Origin of the sequence: Atlantibacter subterraneus (assembly GCF_007570865.1) — a bacterium.
GTDB classification, from domain to species: Bacteria; Pseudomonadota; Gammaproteobacteria; order Enterobacterales; family Enterobacteriaceae; genus Atlantibacter; species Atlantibacter subterraneus.
This window is the reverse complement of record NZ_VLPS01000001.1, coordinates 461,779-484,145: the sequence shown is the minus strand read 5'-3', so window position 1 is coordinate 484,145 and position 22,367 is coordinate 461,779. Positions and strand designations below refer to the sequence as shown.

Here is a 22,367-nt window from a genome sequence, read left to right as displayed (position 1 = left end):
TGTAACTAACGCACCCTCCCTACCCCGTCACCACCCCGACTCCCCGCTCCGCAAATGGCCGCAGCACTTGCTCCTCCGTTTCCTTTGCCACCACCAGCGTATTCACCAGCGAAATATCGCCTATCGCCCAGGGAGAAGCGGTATTCAGCTTTTCCGGGGACGCCATGACAATCGTTTCGGCAGCCCGGCCCGCAAGGGCGCGTTTAATACACGACTCCTCAAAATCGCCGGTCGTCAGCCCCGCCTCGGCATGGACGCCGGTCACGCCTAAAAAGCATACATCAGCATGAATTTTTGCCAGCCCTTCCAGCGTGGCGGCCCCGACAGTCACAATCGAGTGCTTATAAAGCCGCCCGCCTATTAACACCACATCAATATGTGGATGGTCGATCAGCCCCAGCGCAATCCCCGGGCTATGGGTGACCACGGTAATATGTAAATCCAGCGGCAGGCACTTCACCAGTTCGCCGGTGGTGGTGCCGCCGTCAATCAGCACCACCTGTCCCGGCAATATCAGTTCCGCCGCCTTGCGGGCAAGCCGCTGTTTGATGTCCAGCGACAGATTTTTGCGTTCCGCAAAAGTGGCGATAGCGGCTGAAGCCGGCAGCGCGCCGCCGTGTACCCGCTGCAACAGCCCTTCCGCAGCCAGCTCCCGTAAATCCCGGCGAACAGTATCTTCGGATACGGCAAAAGTTTCGCTTAACTGCTTCGAAAGCACCTGCCCCTGTGCGGCAAGCAATTCGAGGATCTTCTTTTTACGTTGTGGAGTGAGCATAAATCCCCTTGCACGATATTGCACGAATACGTTTGACTATACACGAATGTGCGCGTTATCGTGCAAACTTACTGATGGAGGGGGCAAAATGCAATCTGAACATGCGCGAATTCGTATTATCGACAGCCAGACGCTATCCGATGACTGGTATGTCCTGAAAAAATACACCTTCGATTTCTTACGCCGCGACGGCAGCTGGCAACAACAAAGCCGCGAAGCCTACGATCGGGGCAACGGGGCGACGGTCCTGTTATATAACCGGGAAAAACGCAGCGTGATACTGGTGCGCCAGTTCCGCCTCCCGGCCTTTCTTAATAATCACGATGGCTTTTTACTGGAAGCCGCTGCAGGGCTGCTGGACAATCTGGACCCGGAGACGCGCATCAAAGCCGAAGCGGAAGAAGAAACCGGCTATCGTCTCGACAATGTGCAGAAAGTGTTTGAGGCGTTTATGAGCCCCGGCTCCGTGACCGAAAAGCTGCACTTTTTTATTGCCGAATATGATGCCAGCCAGTTCACCGGCACGGGCGGCGGTATTGAAGAGGAAGGTGAAGACGTCGAAACCGTCGAGCTGGGTTTTGATGACGCCTTAACTGCGATTAAGCAGGGAAGAATCGTCGATGCCAAAACCATTATGCTGCTACAGTACCTGGCGCTCGAAGGGGTGATGTAACCAATAACGCCCATCCTGCGATGGGCGTTAACATTCCGGTCATTAATAATAAGTACGTAAAAATTCCGTCAGGCAGAGTATCGCCATCGCCTGCCCGTACGGCATTGAGGTCTGCGGAATGTTGCGGTAAAACGCCAGGTCATGCCCCATTCCGGTGCCAAACGACACCTGCTGAAGCTCACCGTCGCGGGAGATATGTTCCACGATCCCAGCAATCGCCTTTTCCGCCACCTCCGCATAGCGCTTCGGCAGATAGCGTTGCCGCACCCCTTTCAGGATCCCGTAGGCAAAACCCGCCGTGGCGGAAGCTTCAGGATACGAGTACTGATCGTCCAGCAGAGTATGCCACAGGCCGCTTTCGTCCTGACACTTCGCCAGCGCCGCCACCTGATTCTCCAGTACCTGGATTAAATAACGGCGTACCGCGCTGTGCTCCGGAAAATCCACCAGTTCAAGAAAATCGGGAATGACGATGGTCAGCCAGCTATTACCCCGCGCCCAGCGCGCACGCGCAAAGTTATGCCGCCCCTGATAATTCCAGCCGTGGAACCACAGCCCGGTTTCCCGGTCCATTAGATTCTGTACGTGTAGCAGGAACTGATAGGTCGCCTCTTCAACATATTCTGGCCGGTTAAGCAATTTGCCAATTTTAGTCAACGGCAGAACGGTCATCATCAGCGTGTCGTCCCACATCTGCTGATGATTTTCTTCGGCAAGGGTAATGTGCTGCATACCGCCATAGTCGGTACGCGGCATCTGGTACATCGCCCATTCGGCCCAGCTTTCCAGCCAGGGGAGATATTCTGGATTACGCGTTTCTTCATAGCGATACGCCAGGGTCAAAAACGGTGCCATGGTATTGACGTTTTTGGTGGTTGTCCCCTCGGCAAAGCGGTCGGCAAACCAGGCGTCGATAATCTGGCACATCCCCTCATCGCCGGTCTGGCGGTAATACTGCCAGATACCGTACAGCCCGACGCCGTGTGTCCACTCCCACCCTGCCCAACCTTTGGTATCAATCACCCGCCCGTCATCCAGCCGCAGCAGAAACTGGCCAGTGTCATCGCGAATATGAATCAGGTTATCGGTCACTTTATGAATGAGATCTTTCAGTTCGTCCCGGGAGATGATGCGCTCAGGCTGGCGCAACAGCGGGCTATGTTTTACGGGGTAAATAATCATTCGTTTTGCCTTAATAAGGAGTGACGGGGCGCGCCATGGCGGGTTTATGGCGGTTCAGATAGCCAATATTGTTATTGCCCCATAGCGCTGAATACGGCATACCCGTCAGCATTTCGACGGTGGCACGCGCCTGCGGGGTAATGGCTTCCGGCACCGGGCGATTGGCGAGGCGCATTTTTGCCGTCTCCTCGCGCAGAATACTGTGGGTGTGCAGGTTAAGCCTGAAACGCAGGGAGATCAGGAAACCGCAGGCCAGAACCATCACCGTACCGCCGCTTAAAATTAACAGGATGGTCTGGCTCACGGCAGGAGGTTGCGTGGTTTGTCCGGAAACGAACCCGGACATCTGCATCACGATTCCTACCAGCATCACCGCCCCCGCCTGGGATGCCTTGCGGGTCAGAGTCATAATGCCCGCGAAAATCCCTTCGCGACGCTGGCCGGTGATCGCCTCATCCACGTCGGCAATATAGGTGTACGTATTCCACGGTACATAGTTGATGCCGCCGCGTCCCAGTCCGGCGATCCCCGATACCAGCAACAGCAGCGCAAACACATCGTTTAATCCGGCATACCACAGCACGCCGTAGGAAATAGCGCTCAGGCCGAACAGCACCACCACTACGCGATAAGAGGGTGCCGGACCAAATTTGATGCACAGCGGGATCATGGCGATCACCGCGATAAACTGCATGATTGCCATAGCGCCCATCAGGCTGGAGGCAAGCGAGGCGCTCTGCATCAGCACAAACACCACATACCAGGTAAACACGGCGTTAAACACGTCCTGGGCAATGTATCCCCCCAGATACATCCCCAGATGCTGACGAAATATTTTAATCCGCAGCGTCGAGGTCAATTCAATATTCAACCGCTTCATGCTTTGCAGGAAGGTCAGGCTTTTCTTTTCCTGCTCCGCACGCAGCGCCGCTTCGGTCCACTCCGCGCGCGGCCTTTCCCAGGTAAAGCACCACACCAGGGTGAGCACGATGGCGCACAGGGTGGCGAACACCACGCTGGCGTAGAAAAAGGAAAGGGCGTTGTCCTTACCGAAGGTATTGAGCAGGATGCCCGGCAGGAAGGCGGCCAGGATTGCCGAGAGCTGCGCCATCGAAATCCGCGCGCCGGAAAACTTAGTTTTCTGTTTAAAGTCATCGGTCATTTCCGGTACCAGGGTTTCATATGGCACCAGGATCATGGTGTAAACCACATCGAAAATCAGGTAGGTCGCCAGGTAATACCCGTAGCTCATCCCTCCTACCCACATAAAGGTGTAGCTAAAGACCAGCGGAATACCGAGCAGGATAAAGAATTTGCGCCGACCAAAGCGTTTACCGAGCCAGGTCGAGCCGAAGTTATCGGTGAGGAAACCCATCAATGGACTCACCACCGCGTCCAGCACCCTCGCCATCGCAAAGATAAAGGTCGCCTCAACCGGCGTGAGCCCACAAAAGGTGGTGTAGAAGTACAGCAGCCATGCGGCGGTCAGGGCGGTGGTTCCCGCGCCCAGGAAATCCCCTGAGCCGTAAGCCAGATAGTTTGCCAGTCCAATTTTACGTTTTGTCATTGCCGTCAACCCGTTACAAAGAATAAGGGAGATTGCAAGTCACGGCCCTGTGAGGGGTCTGCATGAAATCTTTCATGCCTAAAGTAAAATCAGAGAGGGACAGAAACCTTTGTAATTCCGCCATAGCTTTACAAAAGGTGGCAAAAATACCCGGAATGCCCGCTTAACACTCCATTTTGTGAAACAACGGTTCGTTTTTATCGGACAAATGTATTGAAATGGACAGAGAAAAAAATAGACCCCGCCATGGCGGGGAGTCAGGCGTTCAAAACCAGGCTTAGCGGTAGTTAACAATGACCTGGTTGGATCGCACCCGCAGCACCGGGAACAGTTTGCCGCCGCCGGGAACCTCCCAGATAAAACGCAGCGGTTCACTGGCCGCGATGTTATTGAACCCCCAGGTTGTTCCGCCCTGCCCCTCAATCGGCACGCAGTGGTTAGTACTGCACAGCCGCACCTGCAATCCGGTGGGCGTTGGGCCAGCCAGCTCGTAGCGCCAGGCGACCAGCGTCATTAAGCCGTCCACCGGCTGCGAAGGTGCCAACGGCGGTGATGAGACCGCCTGGCCGCGCCAGGAGAGCGTCGCTCCCACGGCGCTGCTCTGCCATGCGCCTTCCGCCGCGTGAGACAGCAGCGGCGCGAGCAGTATTAATCCTGCCAACAGGCGCATTATTTACCTCCGATAATCGCGGTCATACGGATATTGCGGTTTTCCGACAATTCCATGTTAGAGAGCACCACCAGCTGCGACAACGTGCGGCGTAAAAAGCGCGACAGCAGCGGGCGCAGCGCGTGGTTCACCAACAGCACCGGCGGCGCACCTAACATCTCCTGGCGCTGCAACGCTTCCTGCGCCTGTTCCAGCAGGCGATCTGCCAGGCCTGGCTCCAGCCCGCCACCGCCCTGCAGGGCTTGCAGCAGCAGACGCTCCAGCGCCGTATCCAGACCGATTACCTGCACTTCGCCAGTGCCCGGGAACCACTGCTGGGTGATGGCGCGGCCCAGCGCGACGCGCACCACGGTGGTCAGTTCATGGGGATCGTTCTGCAGCGGCGCGTGCTCCGCCAGGGTTTCAATAATGGTGCGCATATCGCGGATCGGCACTTTTTCGGCCAGCAAACTTTGCAGCACTTTATGCAGCGTGGTGAGGGTGATCACACCCGGCACTAAATCCTCGGTCAGCTTCGGCATATCCTGGGTGACGCGATCCAGTAGCTGCTGCGCCTCCTGGCGGCCAAACAGTTCCGGCGCGTACTGTCCGATAAGATGGTTGAGATGCGTCGCCACCACGGTACTGGCTTCCACCACGGTAAAGCCCTGAATCTGCGCCTGCTCTTTCAGGGCGCTTTCAATCCAGATCGCCGCCAGGCCGAAAGCCGGGTCAATGGTTTGCTCGCCCGGCAGCGTGCCTGCGGCGGTGCCGGGGTTGATTGCCAGCCAGCGGCCCGGATAGGCGTCGCCGCTGCCGATTTCTACGCCCTTCATCAGAATGCGATAGCGCGCCGGAGGCAAATCCATATTGTCGCGGATGTGCACTACCGGCGGCAGGAAGCCCATGTCCTGGGCGAACTTTTTACGAATACTGCGGATACGGCCCAGCAGTTCGCCGTCCTGCTGAAAATCCACCATCGGGATGAGCCGGTAACCCACTTCCATGCCCAGCGGATCTTCCAGTTGAACGTCGCTCCAGGTGGCTTCCACCGCCTGGGTGTTCTCAGGTTGTTTCACCTGCAGCGGCGCGGGAGCCTCTGCGGTTTCGCGTCCGCGCATCCACCAGGCCAGGCCCAACAGCGCCACGGTAAACAGCAGGAACACCAGGTTCGGCATGCCCGGCACCAGGCCCAGCAGCCCGAGCACGGCGGCGCTGAGCAACATCACGCGCGGGTTGCTGAACAGCTGGCCGACCATCTGTTCGCCGACGTCCTGATCGGTGCTGACGCGGGTCACGATCACACCTGCGGCGGTAGAAATCACCAGCGCCGGGATCTGCGCCACCAGGCCATCGCCGATGGTCAGCAGAGTGTAGCTTTCCGCCGCCTGTGCCATCGGCATCCCGTGCTGAATCACACCCACCAGCAGGCCGCCGACGATGTTGATAACCATGATCAACAGCCCCGCGACGGCGTCGCCGCGCACGAACTTACTGGCACCGTCCATTGAGCCATAGAAATCGGCCTCCTGGGTCACTTCGGAACGGCGCTTTTTGGCTTCGTCTTCGCCAATAATCCCGGCGTTGAGGTCGGCATCGATCGCCATCTGTTTGCCCGGCATGCCGTCGAGCACAAAACGTGCGCCCACTTCCGCGATACGCCCTGCACCTTTGGTGATAACCATAAAGTTAATGATCACCAGGATGATAAACACCACGATCCCCACCGCGAAGTTACCGCCCACCAGGAAGTGACCAAAGGCTTCAACCACTTTACCCGCCGCCGCGCCGCCGGTATGGCCTTCCATCAGGATGATACGCGTGGAGGCGATGTTGAGCGCGAGGCGCAGCAAGGTGGTGAACAGCAGGATTGTCGGGAACGCCGCAAACTCCAGGGTGCGCTGGGTGAACATCGCCACCAGCAGCACCATAATCGACAGGGCGATGTTGAAAGTGAACAGCAGATCGAGGACGAAAGCCGGCAGCGGCAATACCATCATCGACAGGATCAGCATGATCAGAACCGGCCCGGCCAGAATCTGCCATTGCGTTGTTTTCATATTGCTGGGCAGGCGCAGCATCGCCACCAGATTAGCCATCGGTGTCCTTCTCGTTCATAAAGTCCAGTGCCTCGGGCACCGGTAAGTTTTGCGGTTTCTTGGGGATCAGTCCGCCAGCCATGCGCCAGCGTTTCAGTTGCCATACCCAGGCCAGCACTTCCGCCACGGCGGCATACAGTTGGCCGGGGATCTGCTGGCCGATTTCAGCATGACGCCACAGCGCACGCGCCAGCGGCGGGGCTTCCAGCATCGGAATGCGGTGTTCATTGCCAATTTCGCGGATGCGTAACGCTACCAGGCCCGCGCCCTTCGCCAGTACCTTCGGCGCGCTCATTTTGTTTTCGTCGTATTTCAGAGCCACGGCGTAATGGGTCGGGTTAGTCACGATCACGTCGGCTTTTGGCACGTCGGCCATCATGCGGCGACGCGCGGCGGCACGCTGCTGCTGGCGGATGCGCCCTTTGACGTGCGGGTCGCCTTCCTGGTCTTTAAATTCGTCGCGGATATCCTGACGGGTCATGCGCAGTTTTTTGATGTGGCTGTAGATTTGCCAGAACACGTCAAACCCGACCATCGGGATCAGGCCGAGTACGATCAGCAAGCCGCACAGCGCCACCAGATTAAGGGAGTTGCTCAGCGCAGCGATAGGCGCTTCACTCATCAGCCGCAGCATCTCGGGCCAGTTGTGCATCAGATACCAGGCCGTGACGCTGCCCACCAGCGTGGCTTTCAGCACCGCCTTGACCAGTTCCGCCAGCGCCTGGGACGAGAACAGTCGTTTGATCCCGGCGATGGGGTTGAGCTTGCCAGGGTTAAACGCCAGGGATTTCGCACTGAACAGCACGCCGCCCAGCAGCATCGGTGCGGCCATCGCCACCAGCACCAGACCCACCAGCAGCGGCAACAGAGCCAGCATCGCCTGTTTTATCAGGCTGCTGATTTGACTGACAATCAGGCCAGGGTCATTGATAATGCTGTGATCGAAATGCAGGCCAGCGGTGAGCATCGCCGCCAGTCTGCGGGCGACAGGCTCCCCGCCGATCCACAGAATACTGATCCCCACCAGCAGCATCAGCAGTGAGGTCAGTTCACGGGAACGGGGTATCTGCCCCTCTTCACGCGCCTTATCAAGTCGGTGGGGTGTGGGGGCCTCTGTTTTTTCCTGGTCGCTATCTTCAGCCACAATGGAGATTCCGTAATGTCATAGCGCCATTATGCGTAACAACGCCCGGATTCAATCGCCAGAAAAGCGGATGGAAACGCGAGGAATTCAGGATTTAAATTAAGTCACGCGTGCCGGTACCCCCGCCGATCTCACATAACAGTCTTGTCCATATCGTTTTCGCAGAAAAATTGTACACGCGTCACGTTTATTTAACTTTTCCCTGGTTAATGTTTATGAAAGCGATTCCACAACTCCCAGATTTAACAGCTTTACAGCCGATCGAAAGCACATTAATGGCAACCTGTTGCACAATTTACCCCTCTAAATGTGATCACCTTCTCAAAACAATTTTGCAACAGATTCATCCATAACAACGACCGGAAAACACATAACCTTTTCATCCTGCAACTCCTACAGTCGTTGATGTCGCCTAAGAAGTGTCTTAAGGGAATGCATGAGCAACAGGGAAATTCTCATCCGGCAGTTAATTTCCACTACACGCCTTGATTTTGTGAAGGGCTCACTTCGGCTTTGCAATCACATAACAGCGACTCACCCCTGTAACACAACGCGTTTGCACCATTAACCCTATAACTTATGTCACCAGTCAGAGGTGTTCGATGAGTAAGATGAATTTAAAACAATTATTATCCGCCAGCGTGCTCGGCTTAATGGTTTGCGCCACTTCCGCTATGGCGAAAGAGGTGGAAGTCGTCAATATTTCCAAAATTGCCGGGATGCCCTGGTTTAACCGCATGGGCGAAGGCGTCACCAACGCCGGGAAAGATTTAGGCATCAACGCCTATCAGGTCGGCCCTTCCAGTACCGACGCCCCGCAGCAGGTGAAAATTATTGAAGACCTGATTGCCAAAAAAGTTTCCGCCATCACTATCGTCCCGAATGACGCGAACGTGCTGGAGCCGGTATTCAAGAAAGCGCGCGATCAGGGCATCGTGGTGCTGACCAACGAGTCCCCGGGGCAGCCGTCTGCTAACTGGGACGTAGAAATCATCGATAACGAAAAATTCGCGGCCGATAACGTCGAAGAGATGGCGAAAGCCATGGGTGGTAAAGGCGGTTATGTGATTTACGTTGGTGGCCTGACCGTGCCTCAGCATAACCTGTGGGCGGACCTGTTCGTGAAATACCAGAAAGAGCATTACCCGGAGATGCATGAAGTCACCACCCGTATGCCGGTGGCGGAAAACATCGACGACGCGCGTCGCACCACGCTCGACCTGATGAAAGCCCACTCTGACCTGAAAGGCGTGATCTCCTTCGGTTCCCAGGGCCCAATCGGTGCCGGTCGTGCGGTGAAAGAGAAACGCGCGCGCGGCAAAGTGTTTGTGTTCGGCATGATGATCCCGTCTCAGGCGGCTTCGCTTATCAAAAGCGGCGATATCACCATGGGCGTGACCTATGATCCGGCCACCGCAGGCTATGCGCTGACGGCGGTCGCGGATAAGGTCATCAAGGGCGAAGAGATCAAACAAGGCCTGGACATCCCGAAACTGGGCAAAGCCGACGTAGATACCGATAAGCGCATCATTAAATTCCACAACGTACTGCGCGTTACCAAAGACAATATCGATAGCCTTTATTAATCAGGGCGTTGCTCCGGCGCGCGGATAACTCACGCGCCGGAGCCAATTGTTTACTTGTTCGCCGGTCGCCCCCACGCCCGGCGATAATTGTCTCTATGAGGTGGTCATGAAGCCTTTTATTTCGCTGGCCAACATCAGCAAAACCTTTTACGGCGTCAAGGCGTTGGATAACGTCGCGCTGACCTTGTTGCCCGGAGAAGTGCATTGCCTGGCCGGACAAAACGGCTGCGGCAAATCGACCCTGATTAAAATCATTTCCGGCGTGTATCAGCCCGATCCCGGCGCGCAGATCGAGATTGACGGCGCGCCGGTTTCCCGTCTCTCCCCGGTCGATTCGGTCAAAGCGGGCATCCAGGTGATTTATCAGGATCTGTCGCTGTTCCCTAATCTGACGGTGGCCGAAAACATCGCCATTCACCAGTACCATAAAAAGTCCTGGGTGAATCAGCGCGAAATCCGCGAGATTGCCGAAAGGACGCTACACAGCATCGGCGCAACCCTCGATCTCGATGCCACCGTCGAATCCCTGCCCATCGCGCAACGCCAGATTGTCGCCATTTGTCGGGCGCTGGCGCAGGACGCCAGACTGATCATTATGGATGAGCCCACCGCATCGCTGACCATGCAGGAGGTTAAAGGCCTGCTTAAGGTGGTTAACGATCTGAAACAACGCCAGATCTGCGTGGTATTCGTCAGCCACCGTCTGGTCGAGGTGATGGCGATTTCCGATCGCATCACGGTGCTGAAAGACGGCAAGCTGATCGGTACGTATCCGGCGGCGGAAGTCGATAATAAAAAGCTCGCGTTTTTGATGACCGGGCTGGCGTTCTCTTATCAGTGCCTGACGCCCCGGGAGCAGCTCGGCGACGTGGCGCTGGAAGTCAAACATCTCAGCCGCGAGGACGAGTATTACGACGTGTCGCTGCGGGTGCACAAAGGCGAAATCCTGGCCATTACCGGGCTGTTGGGCGCAGGACGTACCGAGCTGTGCATGAGTCTGTTCGGCCTGACGCGCCCGGATCGCGGTGAAATCCTGATTGACGGCCAGCCGGTAAACTTCAAAAGCAACCGCGACGCCATCAACGCGGGGATTGGTTACGTATCTGAAGACCGCATGGGCACCGGGCTGGTGATGGCGCAATCGATCAATGACAACATTATCTCTACCGTACTGTCGCGGCTGAAAACCGCGTGGCGGCTGCTTGACCGTCGCAAATCCGATGCGGTGGTAGAGGATTTGGTCAAACAACTGACCATAAAAATCGGCAGCGTTCACCTTCCGGTAAATACCCTTTCCGGCGGCAACGCCCAGCGCGTCGCTATTGCGAAATGGCTGGCGATCAAACCAAAAGTGTTAATTCTCGATTCACCCACCGTCGGCGTGGATATCGCCAACAAAGCGGGGATTTATCAGATTATTAATGCGTTAGCGCAGCACGGCATTGCGGTGCTGATGGTTACCGATGAGATCGACGAGGCGTTTTTTAACAGTCATCGCATCCTGGTGATGCGCAAAGGGGAAATGACGGCGGAGTTTTGGCCTTCAAAAACCACGGAAGCCGAGTTAGCAGAGGTCGTCAATGGTTAATAAATTCGGCATAAAAAAGCATGAACTCTTTTTGGGGATCACCATCCTCATCATCGGCGGCTATCTGACGTTTGCCAGCCCCGATTTTATGACACTGGGTAACATTTACGATTTGATCAACAACTACGCGATGCTGACGATTCTGGCATGCGGTTTGTTTATCGTGTTGATTTCAGGCGGGATCGATATCTCCTTCCCCGCCATGACCATCATCTCGCAGTACGTGATGGTGACGCTGATCCAGAACACCACCGGCAACTTCGCCCTCGCCTTCGCACTCAGCGGCGGCATTGGGCTACTGCTGGGGGTGGTGAACGCCATTCTGGTGAACCGGCTGAGCGTCCCGTCGATCATCATTACCATTTCCACCCTGAATATTTTCTATGGCCTGCTGCTGTATCTCACCAAAGGGGTCTGGCTGTACAGCTACCCTGAGTGGTTTGAACAGGGCGTGATGCTGTTTAAATTTACCGCCGCCGATGGTTATGACTACGGCCTGAGCCTGCAAATCCTGACGCTGATCGTGGTGGTAGCGCTTACCGGCATCATCATGAATAAAACCAGTATTGGGCGCATGATTTACGCCATGGGCGGCAACCGGGAAGCGGCGTCACGTATGGGATTCGGCATCTTTAAACTGCAGCTGTTCGTGTACGGCTATATGGGGCTGATGTCCGGCGTCGCGGGCGTGGTGCAATCCGCCACGGTACTGACCGTCGCGCCCGATTCGCTGCTGGGCTACGAGCTGACGGTGCTGGCCGCCGTGGTGCTGGGCGGCACCAGCATCATCGGCGGGCGCGGCACGCTGCTCGGCACGCTGCTCGGGGTGATCCTGCTGGCGGTGTTGCAGAACGGCCTCAATTTGCTCGGTATTTCGTCTTACTGGCACACGGTTGTCACCGGTCTGGTGATTGTAATCAGTATCAGCACCACCGCGTGGGGCCAGCGTAAAACCCAGGGAGTCGCGCTATGAGCAATCGTAAAATTAAAGATAACGTCGAAATTTATCTGAGCGTGCTGATTGGCGTAACCGTTGTGGCGTTCAGCTTCCTGATCTCCAATGTGTTCTGGTCGGCCGCCAACTTCCAGTCCATCGCCTCGCAGATGCCGATCCTCGGCGTGCTGGCACTGGCGATGGCGGTCACCATGCTGACCGGCGGGATTAACCTGTCGATTATCGCCACCATGAACGCCTGCGCGCTGATCATGGCATGGGTAGCGACCCACTACCCGCCGGGTGCCTTTGCCGTGGTGCTGGTTTTACTCTCCGGCTTTGCCACTGCGCTGATAATCGGCTTTATCAACGGCATGCTGATTGCCGTGGTGCGGGTATCGCCGATCCTGGCGACGCTGGGGATTATGACGTTATTGAACGGTATCAACATCGTGATTTCCCGCGGATCGTCGATCACTAATTTCCCCGAGTATATTCTGTCGATCAATAGCTCCAGCGTACTCGGCATCCCCACGCCACTACTGGTGTTTATTGCCGTGGTGATTGTGATGTGGATTATTCTTGAGAAATCCGCATTCGGACGCACCATCTACCTGATTGGCTCGAACGAGCAGGCCAGCCACTATTCGGGGATTAACACCCGCAAGACGCTGATCTGGGTGTATATCCTGTCATCAGTACTTTGCGTGATCGCCGGGCTGCTGATGATGTCAAAACTCAACTCGGCGAAAGCGTCATACGGAGAGTCTTACCTGCTGGTGTCAATTCTTGCAGCGGTGCTGGGCGGCATTAACCCGGACGGCGGATTCGGCAAGGTGTTTGGCATGGTAATGGCGCTGATCCTGCTGCAAATGCTGGAGAGCGGCCTGAATATCCTTGGAGTGAGCAGTTACATCACCATGGCCCTGTGGGGCGGGCTGCTGCTGGCATTTATCTTTTTGAAGGGGATAAATGTGTCAAGGGTGTTTGGGCGGGTGTGAACGGTGTAAGCAATCAGGCCGTTGTTTAGCGGCGGCCTGATCTCCTCATGATGCGCCAGGACAAAAAAGTGCGCTAAATAATAAGATTTTTAATCACTCCTTTTTCAGATAGATAGAATAATTATATACATCCTATCCAACTATTAACCGGTATTAATTGGCATTGTTATCAATTCTAATTAATTACCTGGCCCAATATTAACCATTCATATAACGCATTAAGCTAATCAATAAATTTATTAATTCCGAAAATAGAGTTATGGATACTTGATAAAGGGCATAGCTATAGCTTTTCATTGAAACATAGTTCAAGCTTGCCCCTGAAAAAATGTGATATTAATCCTCTGATTAATAAGCCGTACAAATATAAAAAATATAACTAATGTTTACACAGTCAAATCTATGATTAAGGTCAAGTTTATATGTTGCAAGTTTAAAATTATGGTGTAGTCTGCTCGTCGCTTGTGGCGTTATGCGATCGTTTAATTTATTGCAAAAATAACTTATATAGTCTTTTTAGATTATATTCCGTTCCCATTTTTACACATGGAGATATTTGTTATGGAGATGACGAAGTTGACAGGTAAAGCTCTTTTTGCCGTTGTGTTTGCTTGTTTCGTCAGCTTTGCGCAGGCGGATGAGATGAATGCCGGAAAAATACATTTTACGGGTTCCATTATTGAGCCTACCTGTGAAATCGCCGGTAATGATGGTAAAGACAATAAGGTTCCCCTGGGTACCTATCCTACATCCTTATTTACCGCTAAAGATATTGAATCAACTTTAATGCCCTTTACTATTACCCTGACCAAATGCCCTGTCGCGACAACCGGCCTGCCCGCTGTCCAGTTAACCTTCAACGGTACGACAGTCACTAACGATCCCACCCTACTCGTAGTCAGTAAAATTACTAGTGACGGTACTACTGCGGCAACCAATGTGGGTATAGCGGTCAGTCCTTCAGGTGACAGTTCTACCCTGATAAAATTTGATGGCAGTGAAGATCAGGCCAGTATTACGCTCCCTCTCGCGGCAGGTACCGATGTCAGCGCGGATTTCGATGCCCGCTATAAAGCCATTGCGACGCCAGTAACAGCCGGCCCGGCGGACGCGGATTTAACCGTCAATATTCTTTATCGCTAATCAATAAAGTTTAATTATTCATTTGAAAAATAACTGTTCGATAATGTTGCGTTATATCGAAACCGACAACAATAAACCAGCTGTTGCTGGTTTATTGTTGCTAATAATTATAGTGAGTAATATTGATGCGCGGAATAATCTCTTTTTTTATTCTCTTCTGCTTTAACTTAACGTTGTGTCAGGCAGCGGGTGTCCAGATAGGCAGGACGCGAGTTGTTTATAATGCCGCGAACAAAGAAGTCGCGCTGACTCTGAAAAACGATGATCAGGAGCTCCCCTGGCTAATTCAGGCCTGGACCGATACCGGCGATGGAAAAACGCGCGGACCTTTTATTGTGACTCCGCCGCTGTTTCGGCTCGATCCGCAAAAAGAGCAAAGCTTACGTATTACCTGGACGGGCGCTCCTCTTCCGGAAGATCGTGAATCGCTGTTTTACATGAACGTGCGCACAATCCCGGCCACAGACAAAGAGGAACAGCAAAAAAATGTGCTGAGGTTGATTTATAAAACCCGCCTGAAGCTTTTTTGGCGCCCGCAGGATTTGTCAGGTACACCAAATGAAACCTGTGAACATTTAACGTTTAAATTAACTGGCGACCGGTTGCAGGTTGTCAATGCCGGTAATTTTTTCAGCGTCTTTGATTCATTATCCATAGGCTCCACAACCATCAGGAATGCCGATATGGTTGCGCCTAAATCAACCGCCGCCTTTCCTGTCTCCGGCCCTGTAACAAGTTTAAATGCAACCTGGCGTTGTATTACCGACTATGGCAACGCTTCGAAGAAATTTACAGCCGCTGCTTCCCGAGAGTAATACCAGGAATGGTCAAGCCAATATTCCAATGTCGCCCGCAAAACTGGCGTTTTAACGCCTTTTTATATTGCCTGGGCGGAACGCTGTTGGTTCTTCCCCCCTGCCTTTACGCAAGGGAATACTATTTTAATCCTTCATCGCTTGAAGGGGATGAACTTGCACGCCAGGATATCGACTTGTCGCTGTTTTCTAAACGAGATGCGCAACTCCCCGGGACTTATCTTTCGAAGATTGTTTTGAATAAACAAAAAATGCCGGATGAATCGATTGAATACATCAGCGGCCCGCAGGGCGTTTTACAGCCTGTACTGACGCCCTTACTGCTTAAAAAATGGGGAGTAAAAATAGAGGATTATCCTGAACTGGCTCAACTACCGCCTGACAAAAAGCTTGATGCTCCTTTAAGCCATTACATTCCCTTTTCGTCTGCGATATTTGATTTCAATAAGATGTCGCTTTCCATCAGCATGCCTCAAGCGGCTATCACCCGATATAGCCCTGATTATGTTGATCCGTCGCGATGGGATAACGGCACGCTCGCCGCGTTTACGGATTACTCTTTTTCCGGCAACGAACGCGATGATTCTCATCAACATTCCTCCAGTCAATATCTGAATCTGCGTAACGGGATTAACGTGGGTGGATGGCGGTTAAGAAGTTACTCCACCTGGAGCAACGCCGATAGTGAGCAATCATGGAACACCATTAATTCCTGGATTCAGCATGATATTAAAGCCCTTAAGGCGCAGTTTGTTGGCGGTGAAAACAGCACGCGCGGCGAAGTTTTCGATAGTCTTCAGTACCGTGGCGTCAATATCGCGTCTGATGAAGAGATGCTGCCTAACAGTCAGCGCGGTTATGCGCCCATTATTCGCGGTACTGCTAACTCTAACGCCGAAGTATCGGTACGACAAAATGGTTATCTTATCTATCAGACTACGGTCGCGCCTGGGCCGTTTGAAATTAGCGATCTTTATTCAACGACAACTAACGGCGACCTGGATATCACTGTTAAAGAAGCCGATGGTTCAGAACATCACTTTACCCAGCCCTACTCGGGAGTGGCCATCATGCAACGGCCAGGGCATCTGAAATTCGAAGCCACTGCCGGACGTTATCGGGCAGATAACAATTATCACGCCAGCGAGCCGCTTTTTTTGCAGGGCAGCGCTATTTACGGCCTGAATAACAATTTGACGCTGTTTGGCGGTGGGACTGGCTCCGGTAAATATACAGCGGCCAATCTGGGTGTAGGCGTCACCTTAGGGGAGTTAGGTTCTTTATCAGCGGATGTGACTCATGCTCGTACCACGCTTAATAACGATGAACAAAAAGCGGGGCAATCGTACCGGTTGCTTTATTCCGGGCAAATCGACTCAACCAATACCAACTTCACTCTGGCTAGCTATCGTTATTCAACCAGTGGCTATTACAGCTTCGCTGACGCCAATGAAAAATATGATGGCGACGAGAACGACTGGTCATTTCATTACAACAAGCGCAACCGTATCCAGGTAAGCATCAGCCAGTCAGTAGTGGATAGCAGTATTTATCTTAACGGGTACCAACAAAACTTCTGGGGAACTTCGAAGACGGAGAAAAGCCTCTCCGCAGGCATTAACAGCAACGTTTACGGCATAAACGTCAATCTGGCCTATACCTATAGCAAAACTTCTGACGATGCCAGCGACCAGTCCCTGTCGCTCGGGTTCAGTATACCTCTTAGCCAGTGGATGCCTGATAGTTGGGCAAGTTACGCAATCAATAGCGTTAAAGGCGGAGACGTTAGTCAACGCGTTAGCCTTTCCGGAACGCTCCTTGAAGACCAGCGCCTGAGCTATACCTTGCAACAGAGTCAAACCAACCACGGCGGTGAAGCGACCAGCAGCCTTTATAGCGGTTATCGTTCACGCTACGGCAATATGAACCTGGGTTACTCTTCATCATCAAATGATACGCAACAGTTAAATTATGGATTGAACGGCGGCATTGTTGCTCACTCCGGGGGGCTCACCCTTGCTCAACCGCTGGGTAATCAATTTGCCATAGTCAGCGCAAATGGCGCATCCGGTATCAAATTTATCAACCAACATGGTATCCAGACTGACTGGCTCGGCAACGCTATCATTCCTTCTTTGACGCCCTATCAGGAAAACGTCATTCGCCTGGATACCACAACTCTGCCTGACGATATCGACAGCGGCGATACCGCTGTGACTGTGGTTCCCAATCGCAATGCAGCGGTTTTAGCGCATTTTGACGCGCGCATTGGCTATCGCGCGCTGATATCCCTGAAGCGTCCTGATGGTCGCGCAGTACCCTTTGGCGCGCTGGCGACAGTCGACTCGACATCGCCTGGCGGCATCGTCGACGATGCCGGTGTGCTTTATCTGTCTGGTATGGAACAGCAAACAGCCTTAACGATTAAATGGGGCAACGCGCCTGGTCAGCAATGCCATGCCGTTGTGACTCTGCCTGTTAGTGAAACAAAACGGATCCTTATTGCGAGCGCACTATGCAAGTAACACATTTATCCTCTCTCTCTAACCAAAGGTCAGCGCTGCAAAATGGGCTATTAAACCTGGCGATTATTTTATCATTGCTTTGGTATCCCCTCGCCGGGCATGCAAAAACATTAGCCGCTTGCCAATGGAGGGCCCCAGTCAGATATGACATGAGCGTTGATCGTGTATTAACCCCGGATGAAAATGTTATTGATAACGCGCTGACTTTATCTAAAAACCTTGCCGATGGCGCGGTCGATCAGGAAGTCAGCTGTAAATGCTCGGGCATTGCAGCAGGCACTTCTATCACCGAACTCACCGCAGTCGGTAGCCCGCTCAGCGCAGGCAGTTCTGGTTACGGTATCCTGACCAGCCATCTTGATTTACATGTTTCAGGCTACGGTGACAATATTAATGGTTCCGCTAACACTCAAATATCCATACCAACTTATCCCACGCCTGCAGACATGCTGATAGCCCGCTATGATCTGACGAAGACAGAAGCCAACGCAGACGTCTGTAACGATGCGACACGGCCTGTCGGAGCAGCGACAGTAAAAAGACAATTCAGGTGGAATACCGTAGGAATTATTATTAAAGTCACCAAACCGATTTTCGGCATTGAGGTAATCCCACCCACTATTGTGGCCCAGTATTACGCCTGCCTTTATTACAGCAGCGCTTGCCTGGTAGGCGAAACGCAACACGTATCCGATGTCTGGCTCAGGGGATCCATCACCGCCCCACTCAGTTGCACCATTAATGCAGGCAGTATTATCGATGTCGACCTGGGCGAAGTTAATCGACCCCAGTTCATTAGCAAGGGCCAGATTCCTCGGGGCTATCGGTTGCGGGATGTCGATATCACCTACCACTGCGACGATCCCGAAGCGCGCACGACCACTGATAAAATTCAGCTTACCTTGAGTTCCGATCAGGGCGTGGTCGCCGACAGCAATCAGCTCATCGCCAAAATGATTGGTCGTGACGATCTCGGCATAAGAATGTATGACGAAAATAACAACAGCATAGTATTGGATGGATCCGTCAGCTTCCCGTTAAGCCTGGATCAGGACGGCAATGGCCATATCAAAATGACCGCCGCTCCGGTAAGCACGACCGATACGCCTCCCACCGCTGGCGCGTTCGAAGGCAATGTCACCGTAAAAATGGATATCAAATAATTCACTTTCCCCACTCTGGCGGAATGAAAATGAATTGCAATGCTCTATAAATGTGTTTCACATAATTTGTGAACTGCTTTCAAAAGCTAAAAAATAAACTAACAACAGTCTTATTAAGACTATCAAGTCTGTTACGTTACTTACGTTTAATAAGCAGGAGCTAAAGCAAATGGAATGGGAAAAATTGCTGAATAGCAGTCGCCGTAAAAATAAAAATAAAATCGCCACAGGTAATGAATCACAAGAAATCATAAATAAAACATATAATAAAACGGAGTGGCGCCAGGAAATTGAACGCGATTTTGACAGAATATTATTTGCTACGCCTACTCGCCGCCTCGCTGATAAGACACAGGTCTATCCTCTCGATCGCAATGACAGCGTGCGGACTCGCTTGACGCACTCACATGAAGTCGCCAATTTCGCTCGCGGAATAGGAATGAGGTTAGCCTTTGATCATAAACAAGAAATATTTGGCGCGCTTGATGAACTGGTGGCAAAACGCGATGTTCCCGCCCTGTTAGCCGCTATCGGCCTGGCGCATGATTTAGGAAATCCGCCCTTTGGGCATCAGGGTGAAGCGGCAATGAGAGACTGGTTTAGGCTCCATCTTGAACCGTTAATCGCACAAAGCGCGGAGGCACCTGCGCAACCGATCTATAATGACTTTTATGAATTCGACGGAAACTCTCAAACAATACGTCTGGTGACAAAATTACAAATATTAAATGACCGCTTTGGGTTAAACCTGACGTATGCGACACTTGCCGCGTTAATTAAATACCCCAGAAATTCTTATTCATCGCCAAAAAACAAATGGAAAAAGCACGGTTATTTTTATTCAGAATATAAAATCATTCAGGATGTATGGAATGAAACAGGACTCAGAGAAGGGGTTCGCCATCCATTCACTTATATTATGGAAGCCTGTGACGACATTGCCTATTCCATACTTGACGCAGAGGATACCGTAAAGAAAACCCTCGCTTCCTATCAGGATCTTATTAACCATTTACGCTGTTGGGAAGAGGGTAATGATGAAGTCATCAATCAGGTTATTAAAGAGACTGAAGAAAAAAATAGTGAGTATGAAGCGTTGCGTCAGGCGCTTTCCCCTGCTGAGCTTAATGACATGAGTATGCAGATGTTCCGCGTGAAATGCTCAGCTGCAATGATCAACTGCGTTGTCGAGGCTTTCTGTCACCATTCTCAAAACATGCTTACAGGAGAATGTGATATTAAGGATTTACTGAGTAAAAGCCGAGCCAGGACGTTGGGTAACGCCTTAAAGAATTTCGATAAAACACGCGGTTACCGTCATAAATCGGTACTGGAGCTTGAATTAAAAGGCGCTAATTACATTCAGGGTTTAATGGATATGCTGTGGATTGGCATCCATGGACATAAAACACAGCGAGAGCGCGAGAAAGAACAGCAGACATGCCAGGAAAAACGAGATGAGTATCGCTCTAATTCTCCTTTTGGCCGGTATGTTTATAGTCAAATTTCTGAAAATTATCGGCGTATATTTGAAGATGAAGATGACGAGTTACCTGTACTGTATAAGGAAGCCCAATTACTTTCAGATGCCATTTCGGGCATGACAGATGGCTATTTAATAACTCTGCATGATGAACTTAAATCGCTCTATGAATATGAAAGTCGCCAACAGAAATGACCTGCTAAAACGTCGGCTCGAAGATTTTTTTTCTTCCCGCGACGACCGCAAAGCCGCCAGAGATATGATGTTGGCATTGGCTGAGGATACACGCGTCTGGATTTTTGGCGGGATGATCCGTGACATTGGGCTGTTCGGGCGCAAAGGCTTCTGTTCGGATATTGATGTGGTGATAGAAAGCGATCGGGGCGATTTAACCAACCGTATCAAAAAGCTCCCAATAGAGTATTTCACAGTCAACAAATTCGGTGGCATTCGTTTTCGATATCAAGAGATTGATTTTGATATCTGGTGTCTTGCTGATACCTGGGCTTTTAAGCAACAGATTATTCCGCTCGAAGATGTACATAGTTTACTGGAGACGACGTTGATGACATGGGATGCCGTCCTCTACGATTTACAGCGGCGTAAAGTCATTAGCCCTGAAAACTATCTCACTGATTTAGTTGAGAAGCGGCTCGAACTCGTGCTGAACCGGACGCCAAACGAAATTGGTTCGCTGGTTAAAATTCTGCGAACGATCTATGGAAAAGAGGTGGATAAACTTGGACCAAAACTTTGCCAATTTCTGAGAGAAATGTTGCGCACATACAGTGGTGAAATCCTCATGCGTTATGAGCTTTCGCATTATCAAACCAGCATCATTAACGGCTTAAAACTGGCAAATTTACGGATGGCGTTGTGCCATAATCAGCCAGACGCGGATTTGGTGTTGTGTTCAGAACAGCCTCCACGCCAGTTAACGCTGCATTTCACCTCCAGCTAAAAGCCACTCTGGTTTACAGAGTGGCTTCGTAAGTCAAAAACCTAAACTATCCAGCAAATCATCAACCTGATCCTGGCTTGCCACCACGCCCGCTTTGGTGGTGTCCACCTGCGGCCCGTTGAGCAGGCTGTCATTCTCGCGTTTGGCGCGCGTGCCCGGTTCCGGCATATTTTCCAGCAGCACCATCAGCAGCTGCCGTTCAATTTCCTGAATCACGTCCATCATGCGCTTGATCACCTGGCCGGTAAGATCCTGGAAATCCTGCGCCATCATGATTTCCAGAAGTTGGGCGTTGGTGTAGCTGGTGTGGCCCGGAACACCAGAAAGATACTGACGGGTGTCGGTCACCAGTTCACGGGCGTCGCTCAGTTCGATAGGATTTTCGAACCAGTCGTCCCAGCGTTTGCTCAACGCTTTCGCGCCTTTTTCCAGCTCTTCCTGATGCGGCTGGGAAGCCTCAACGCTGTTTAACGCGCGCTCTGCCGCCTGGGCGGTCATTTGCACGACATAGTCAAGACGATCGCGGGCGTCCGGAATCGCTTCTGCCGCTTCGGCTATCGCCTGATCTAACCCCAGCTCACGCAGGCTGTCGCGCAGCATACGCGTCAGGCTGCCGATACGGGCGATAATATCGGCGGCGGAATGTTCTTCGCTGGGTTTTATTGCAGGTTGCATCATCACGAGCTCCTTACATTCCGAGTTTCTCGAAGATTTTGTTCAGTTTCTCTTCCAGAGTCGCTGCCGTGAAGGGTTTCACCACATAGCCGCTGGCCCCCGCCTGTGCTGCGGCGATGATGTTTTCTTTCTTGGCTTCCGCCGTCACCATCAGCACCGGCATCGCCGCCATCGCGCCGTCGGCGCGGATGGTTTTCAGCAATTCCAGGCCATCCATGTTCGGCATGTTCCAGTCAGAAATCACAAAACCAAACCCGCCCGCCTGCAGTTTGTTCAGCGCATCAACGCCGTCTTCTGCTTCTTCAACGTTATTGAAGCCCAGCTCTTTCAGCAGGTTACGCACAATGCGTCGCATGGTGGAAAAGTCATCCACAACCAGAAACTTCAGCTCTTTATCCGCCATC

At 52.4% G+C, this 22,367-nt stretch carries 19 protein-coding genes; 11 read left to right on the top strand and 8 right to left on the bottom strand.

What is annotated here, in order from left to right; translation table 11 throughout:
• Positions 1 to 19 precede the first annotated feature (19 nt).
• Complete coding sequence (locus tag FND52_RS02315) at positions 20 to 775, bottom strand: DeoR/GlpR family DNA-binding transcription regulator (protein ID WP_144129194.1); 756 nt, start codon at positions 773 to 775, stop codon at positions 20 to 22.
• Between the two features lie 88 nt (positions 776 to 863).
• On the opposite strand from FND52_RS02315, the gene FND52_RS02310 reads away from it, so the two are divergent.
• Positions 864 to 1,448 (top strand): NUDIX hydrolase, encoded by a 585-nt coding sequence (locus FND52_RS02310; RefSeq protein WP_144129193.1) that lies wholly within the window; start codon positions 864 to 866, stop codon positions 1,446 to 1,448.
• A 42-nt stretch (positions 1,449 to 1,490) separates the two neighbouring features.
• On the opposite strand, the gene bglB is transcribed toward FND52_RS02310, so the two are convergent.
• From bglB to flhB, 5 genes are all read right to left on the bottom strand, one after another.
• A complete protein-coding gene (bglB, locus tag FND52_RS02305; RefSeq protein WP_144129192.1) occupies positions 1,491 to 2,630 on the bottom strand; it encodes a beta-galactosidase BglB in 1,140 nt (379 codons plus the stop codon).
• 10 nt (positions 2,631 to 2,640) lie between these two features.
• Complete coding sequence (locus FND52_RS02300) at positions 2,641 to 4,197, bottom strand: MFS transporter (protein WP_125292166.1); 1,557 nt, start codon at positions 4,195 to 4,197, stop codon at positions 2,641 to 2,643.
• A gap of 277 nt (positions 4,198 to 4,474) precedes the next feature.
• Positions 4,475 to 4,867: a flagellar protein FlhE gene (gene flhE, locus FND52_RS02295; protein WP_144129191.1), complete on the bottom strand. Its 393-nt coding sequence runs from the start codon at positions 4,865 to 4,867 to the stop codon at positions 4,475 to 4,477.
• Positions 4,867 to 6,945, bottom strand: a complete 2,079-nt coding sequence (gene flhA, locus FND52_RS02290) for a flagellar biosynthesis protein FlhA (RefSeq protein WP_144129190.1) — start codon at positions 6,943 to 6,945, stop codon at positions 4,867 to 4,869. Before flhA ends, flhE begins: the two co-directional genes overlap by 1 nt.
• Positions 6,938 to 8,089: a flagellar biosynthesis protein FlhB gene (gene flhB / locus FND52_RS02285; protein WP_125292169.1), complete on the bottom strand. Its 1,152-nt coding sequence runs from the start codon at positions 8,087 to 8,089 to the stop codon at positions 6,938 to 6,940. The genes flhA and flhB overlap by 8 nt, the downstream gene beginning before the upstream one ends.
• A 653-nt stretch (positions 8,090 to 8,742) precedes the next feature.
• Between flhB and FND52_RS02280 the strand changes: the two genes are divergently transcribed.
• The 10 genes from FND52_RS02280 to FND52_RS02235 all read left to right on the top strand — a co-directional run bounded on the left by FND52_RS02280 (position 8,743) and on the right by FND52_RS02235 (position 21,288).
• Positions 8,743 to 9,675: an autoinducer 2 ABC transporter substrate-binding protein gene (locus tag FND52_RS02280; protein ID WP_376739496.1), complete on the top strand. Its 933-nt coding sequence runs from the start codon at positions 8,743 to 8,745 to the stop codon at positions 9,673 to 9,675.
• A gap of 106 nt (positions 9,676 to 9,781) precedes the next feature.
• Positions 9,782 to 11,263, top strand: a complete 1,482-nt coding sequence (locus FND52_RS02275) for a sugar ABC transporter ATP-binding protein (protein WP_125292171.1) — start codon at positions 9,782 to 9,784, stop codon at positions 11,261 to 11,263.
• Positions 11,256 to 12,236, top strand: coding sequence for an ABC transporter permease (locus FND52_RS02270; protein ID WP_125292172.1), 981 nt, complete (start codon positions 11,256 to 11,258; stop codon positions 12,234 to 12,236). Before FND52_RS02275 ends, FND52_RS02270 begins: the two co-directional genes overlap by 8 nt.
• The gene (locus FND52_RS02265) at positions 12,233 to 13,198 is read left to right on the top strand and encodes an ABC transporter permease (RefSeq protein WP_144129189.1); all 966 of its coding nucleotides are present in this window, start codon (positions 12,233 to 12,235) and stop codon (positions 13,196 to 13,198) included. The genes FND52_RS02270 and FND52_RS02265 overlap by 4 nt, the downstream gene beginning before the upstream one ends.
• 561 nt (positions 13,199 to 13,759) lie before the next feature.
• Positions 13,760 to 14,341, top strand: a complete 582-nt coding sequence (locus FND52_RS02260) for a fimbrial protein (RefSeq protein WP_312816318.1) — start codon at positions 13,760 to 13,762, stop codon at positions 14,339 to 14,341.
• Positions 14,342 to 14,466: 125 nt separating this feature from the next.
• On the top strand, positions 14,467 to 15,156 hold the full coding sequence (locus tag FND52_RS02255; RefSeq protein ID WP_144129188.1) for a fimbrial biogenesis chaperone: 690 nt from the start codon (positions 14,467 to 14,469) through the stop codon (positions 15,154 to 15,156).
• 8 nt (positions 15,157 to 15,164) lie between these two features.
• Positions 15,165 to 17,681: a fimbria/pilus outer membrane usher protein gene (locus FND52_RS02250; protein ID WP_144129187.1), complete on the top strand. Its 2,517-nt coding sequence runs from the start codon at positions 15,165 to 15,167 to the stop codon at positions 17,679 to 17,681.
• A 149-nt stretch (positions 17,682 to 17,830) separates the two neighbouring features.
• A complete protein-coding gene (locus tag FND52_RS02245; protein ID WP_144129186.1) occupies positions 17,831 to 18,844 on the top strand; it encodes a fimbrial protein in 1,014 nt (337 codons plus the stop codon).
• 169 nt (positions 18,845 to 19,013) lie between these two features.
• Positions 19,014 to 20,522, top strand: a complete 1,509-nt coding sequence (gene dgt, locus FND52_RS02240) for a dGTP triphosphohydrolase (protein WP_144129185.1) — start codon at positions 19,014 to 19,016, stop codon at positions 20,520 to 20,522.
• Positions 20,494 to 21,288 carry a hypothetical protein gene (locus FND52_RS02235; protein WP_144129184.1) on the top strand — a complete coding sequence of 265 codons (795 nt, stop codon included), beginning with the start codon at positions 20,494 to 20,496 and terminating at the stop codon, positions 21,286 to 21,288. The genes dgt and FND52_RS02235 overlap by 29 nt, the downstream gene beginning before the upstream one ends.
• 33 nt (positions 21,289 to 21,321) lie before the next feature.
• Here the strand turns inward: FND52_RS02235 and cheZ are convergent, their stop codons facing one another.
• Positions 21,322 to 21,966, bottom strand: a complete 645-nt coding sequence (cheZ, locus tag FND52_RS02230) for a protein phosphatase CheZ (RefSeq protein ID WP_125292178.1) — start codon at positions 21,964 to 21,966, stop codon at positions 21,322 to 21,324.
• Between the two features lie 10 nt (positions 21,967 to 21,976).
• Entirely contained in the window at positions 21,977 to 22,366 is a 390-nt protein-coding gene (gene cheY / locus FND52_RS02225) for a chemotaxis response regulator CheY (protein ID WP_024552273.1), read from the bottom strand.
• Between the last annotated feature and the right edge of the window lies 1 nt (position 22,367).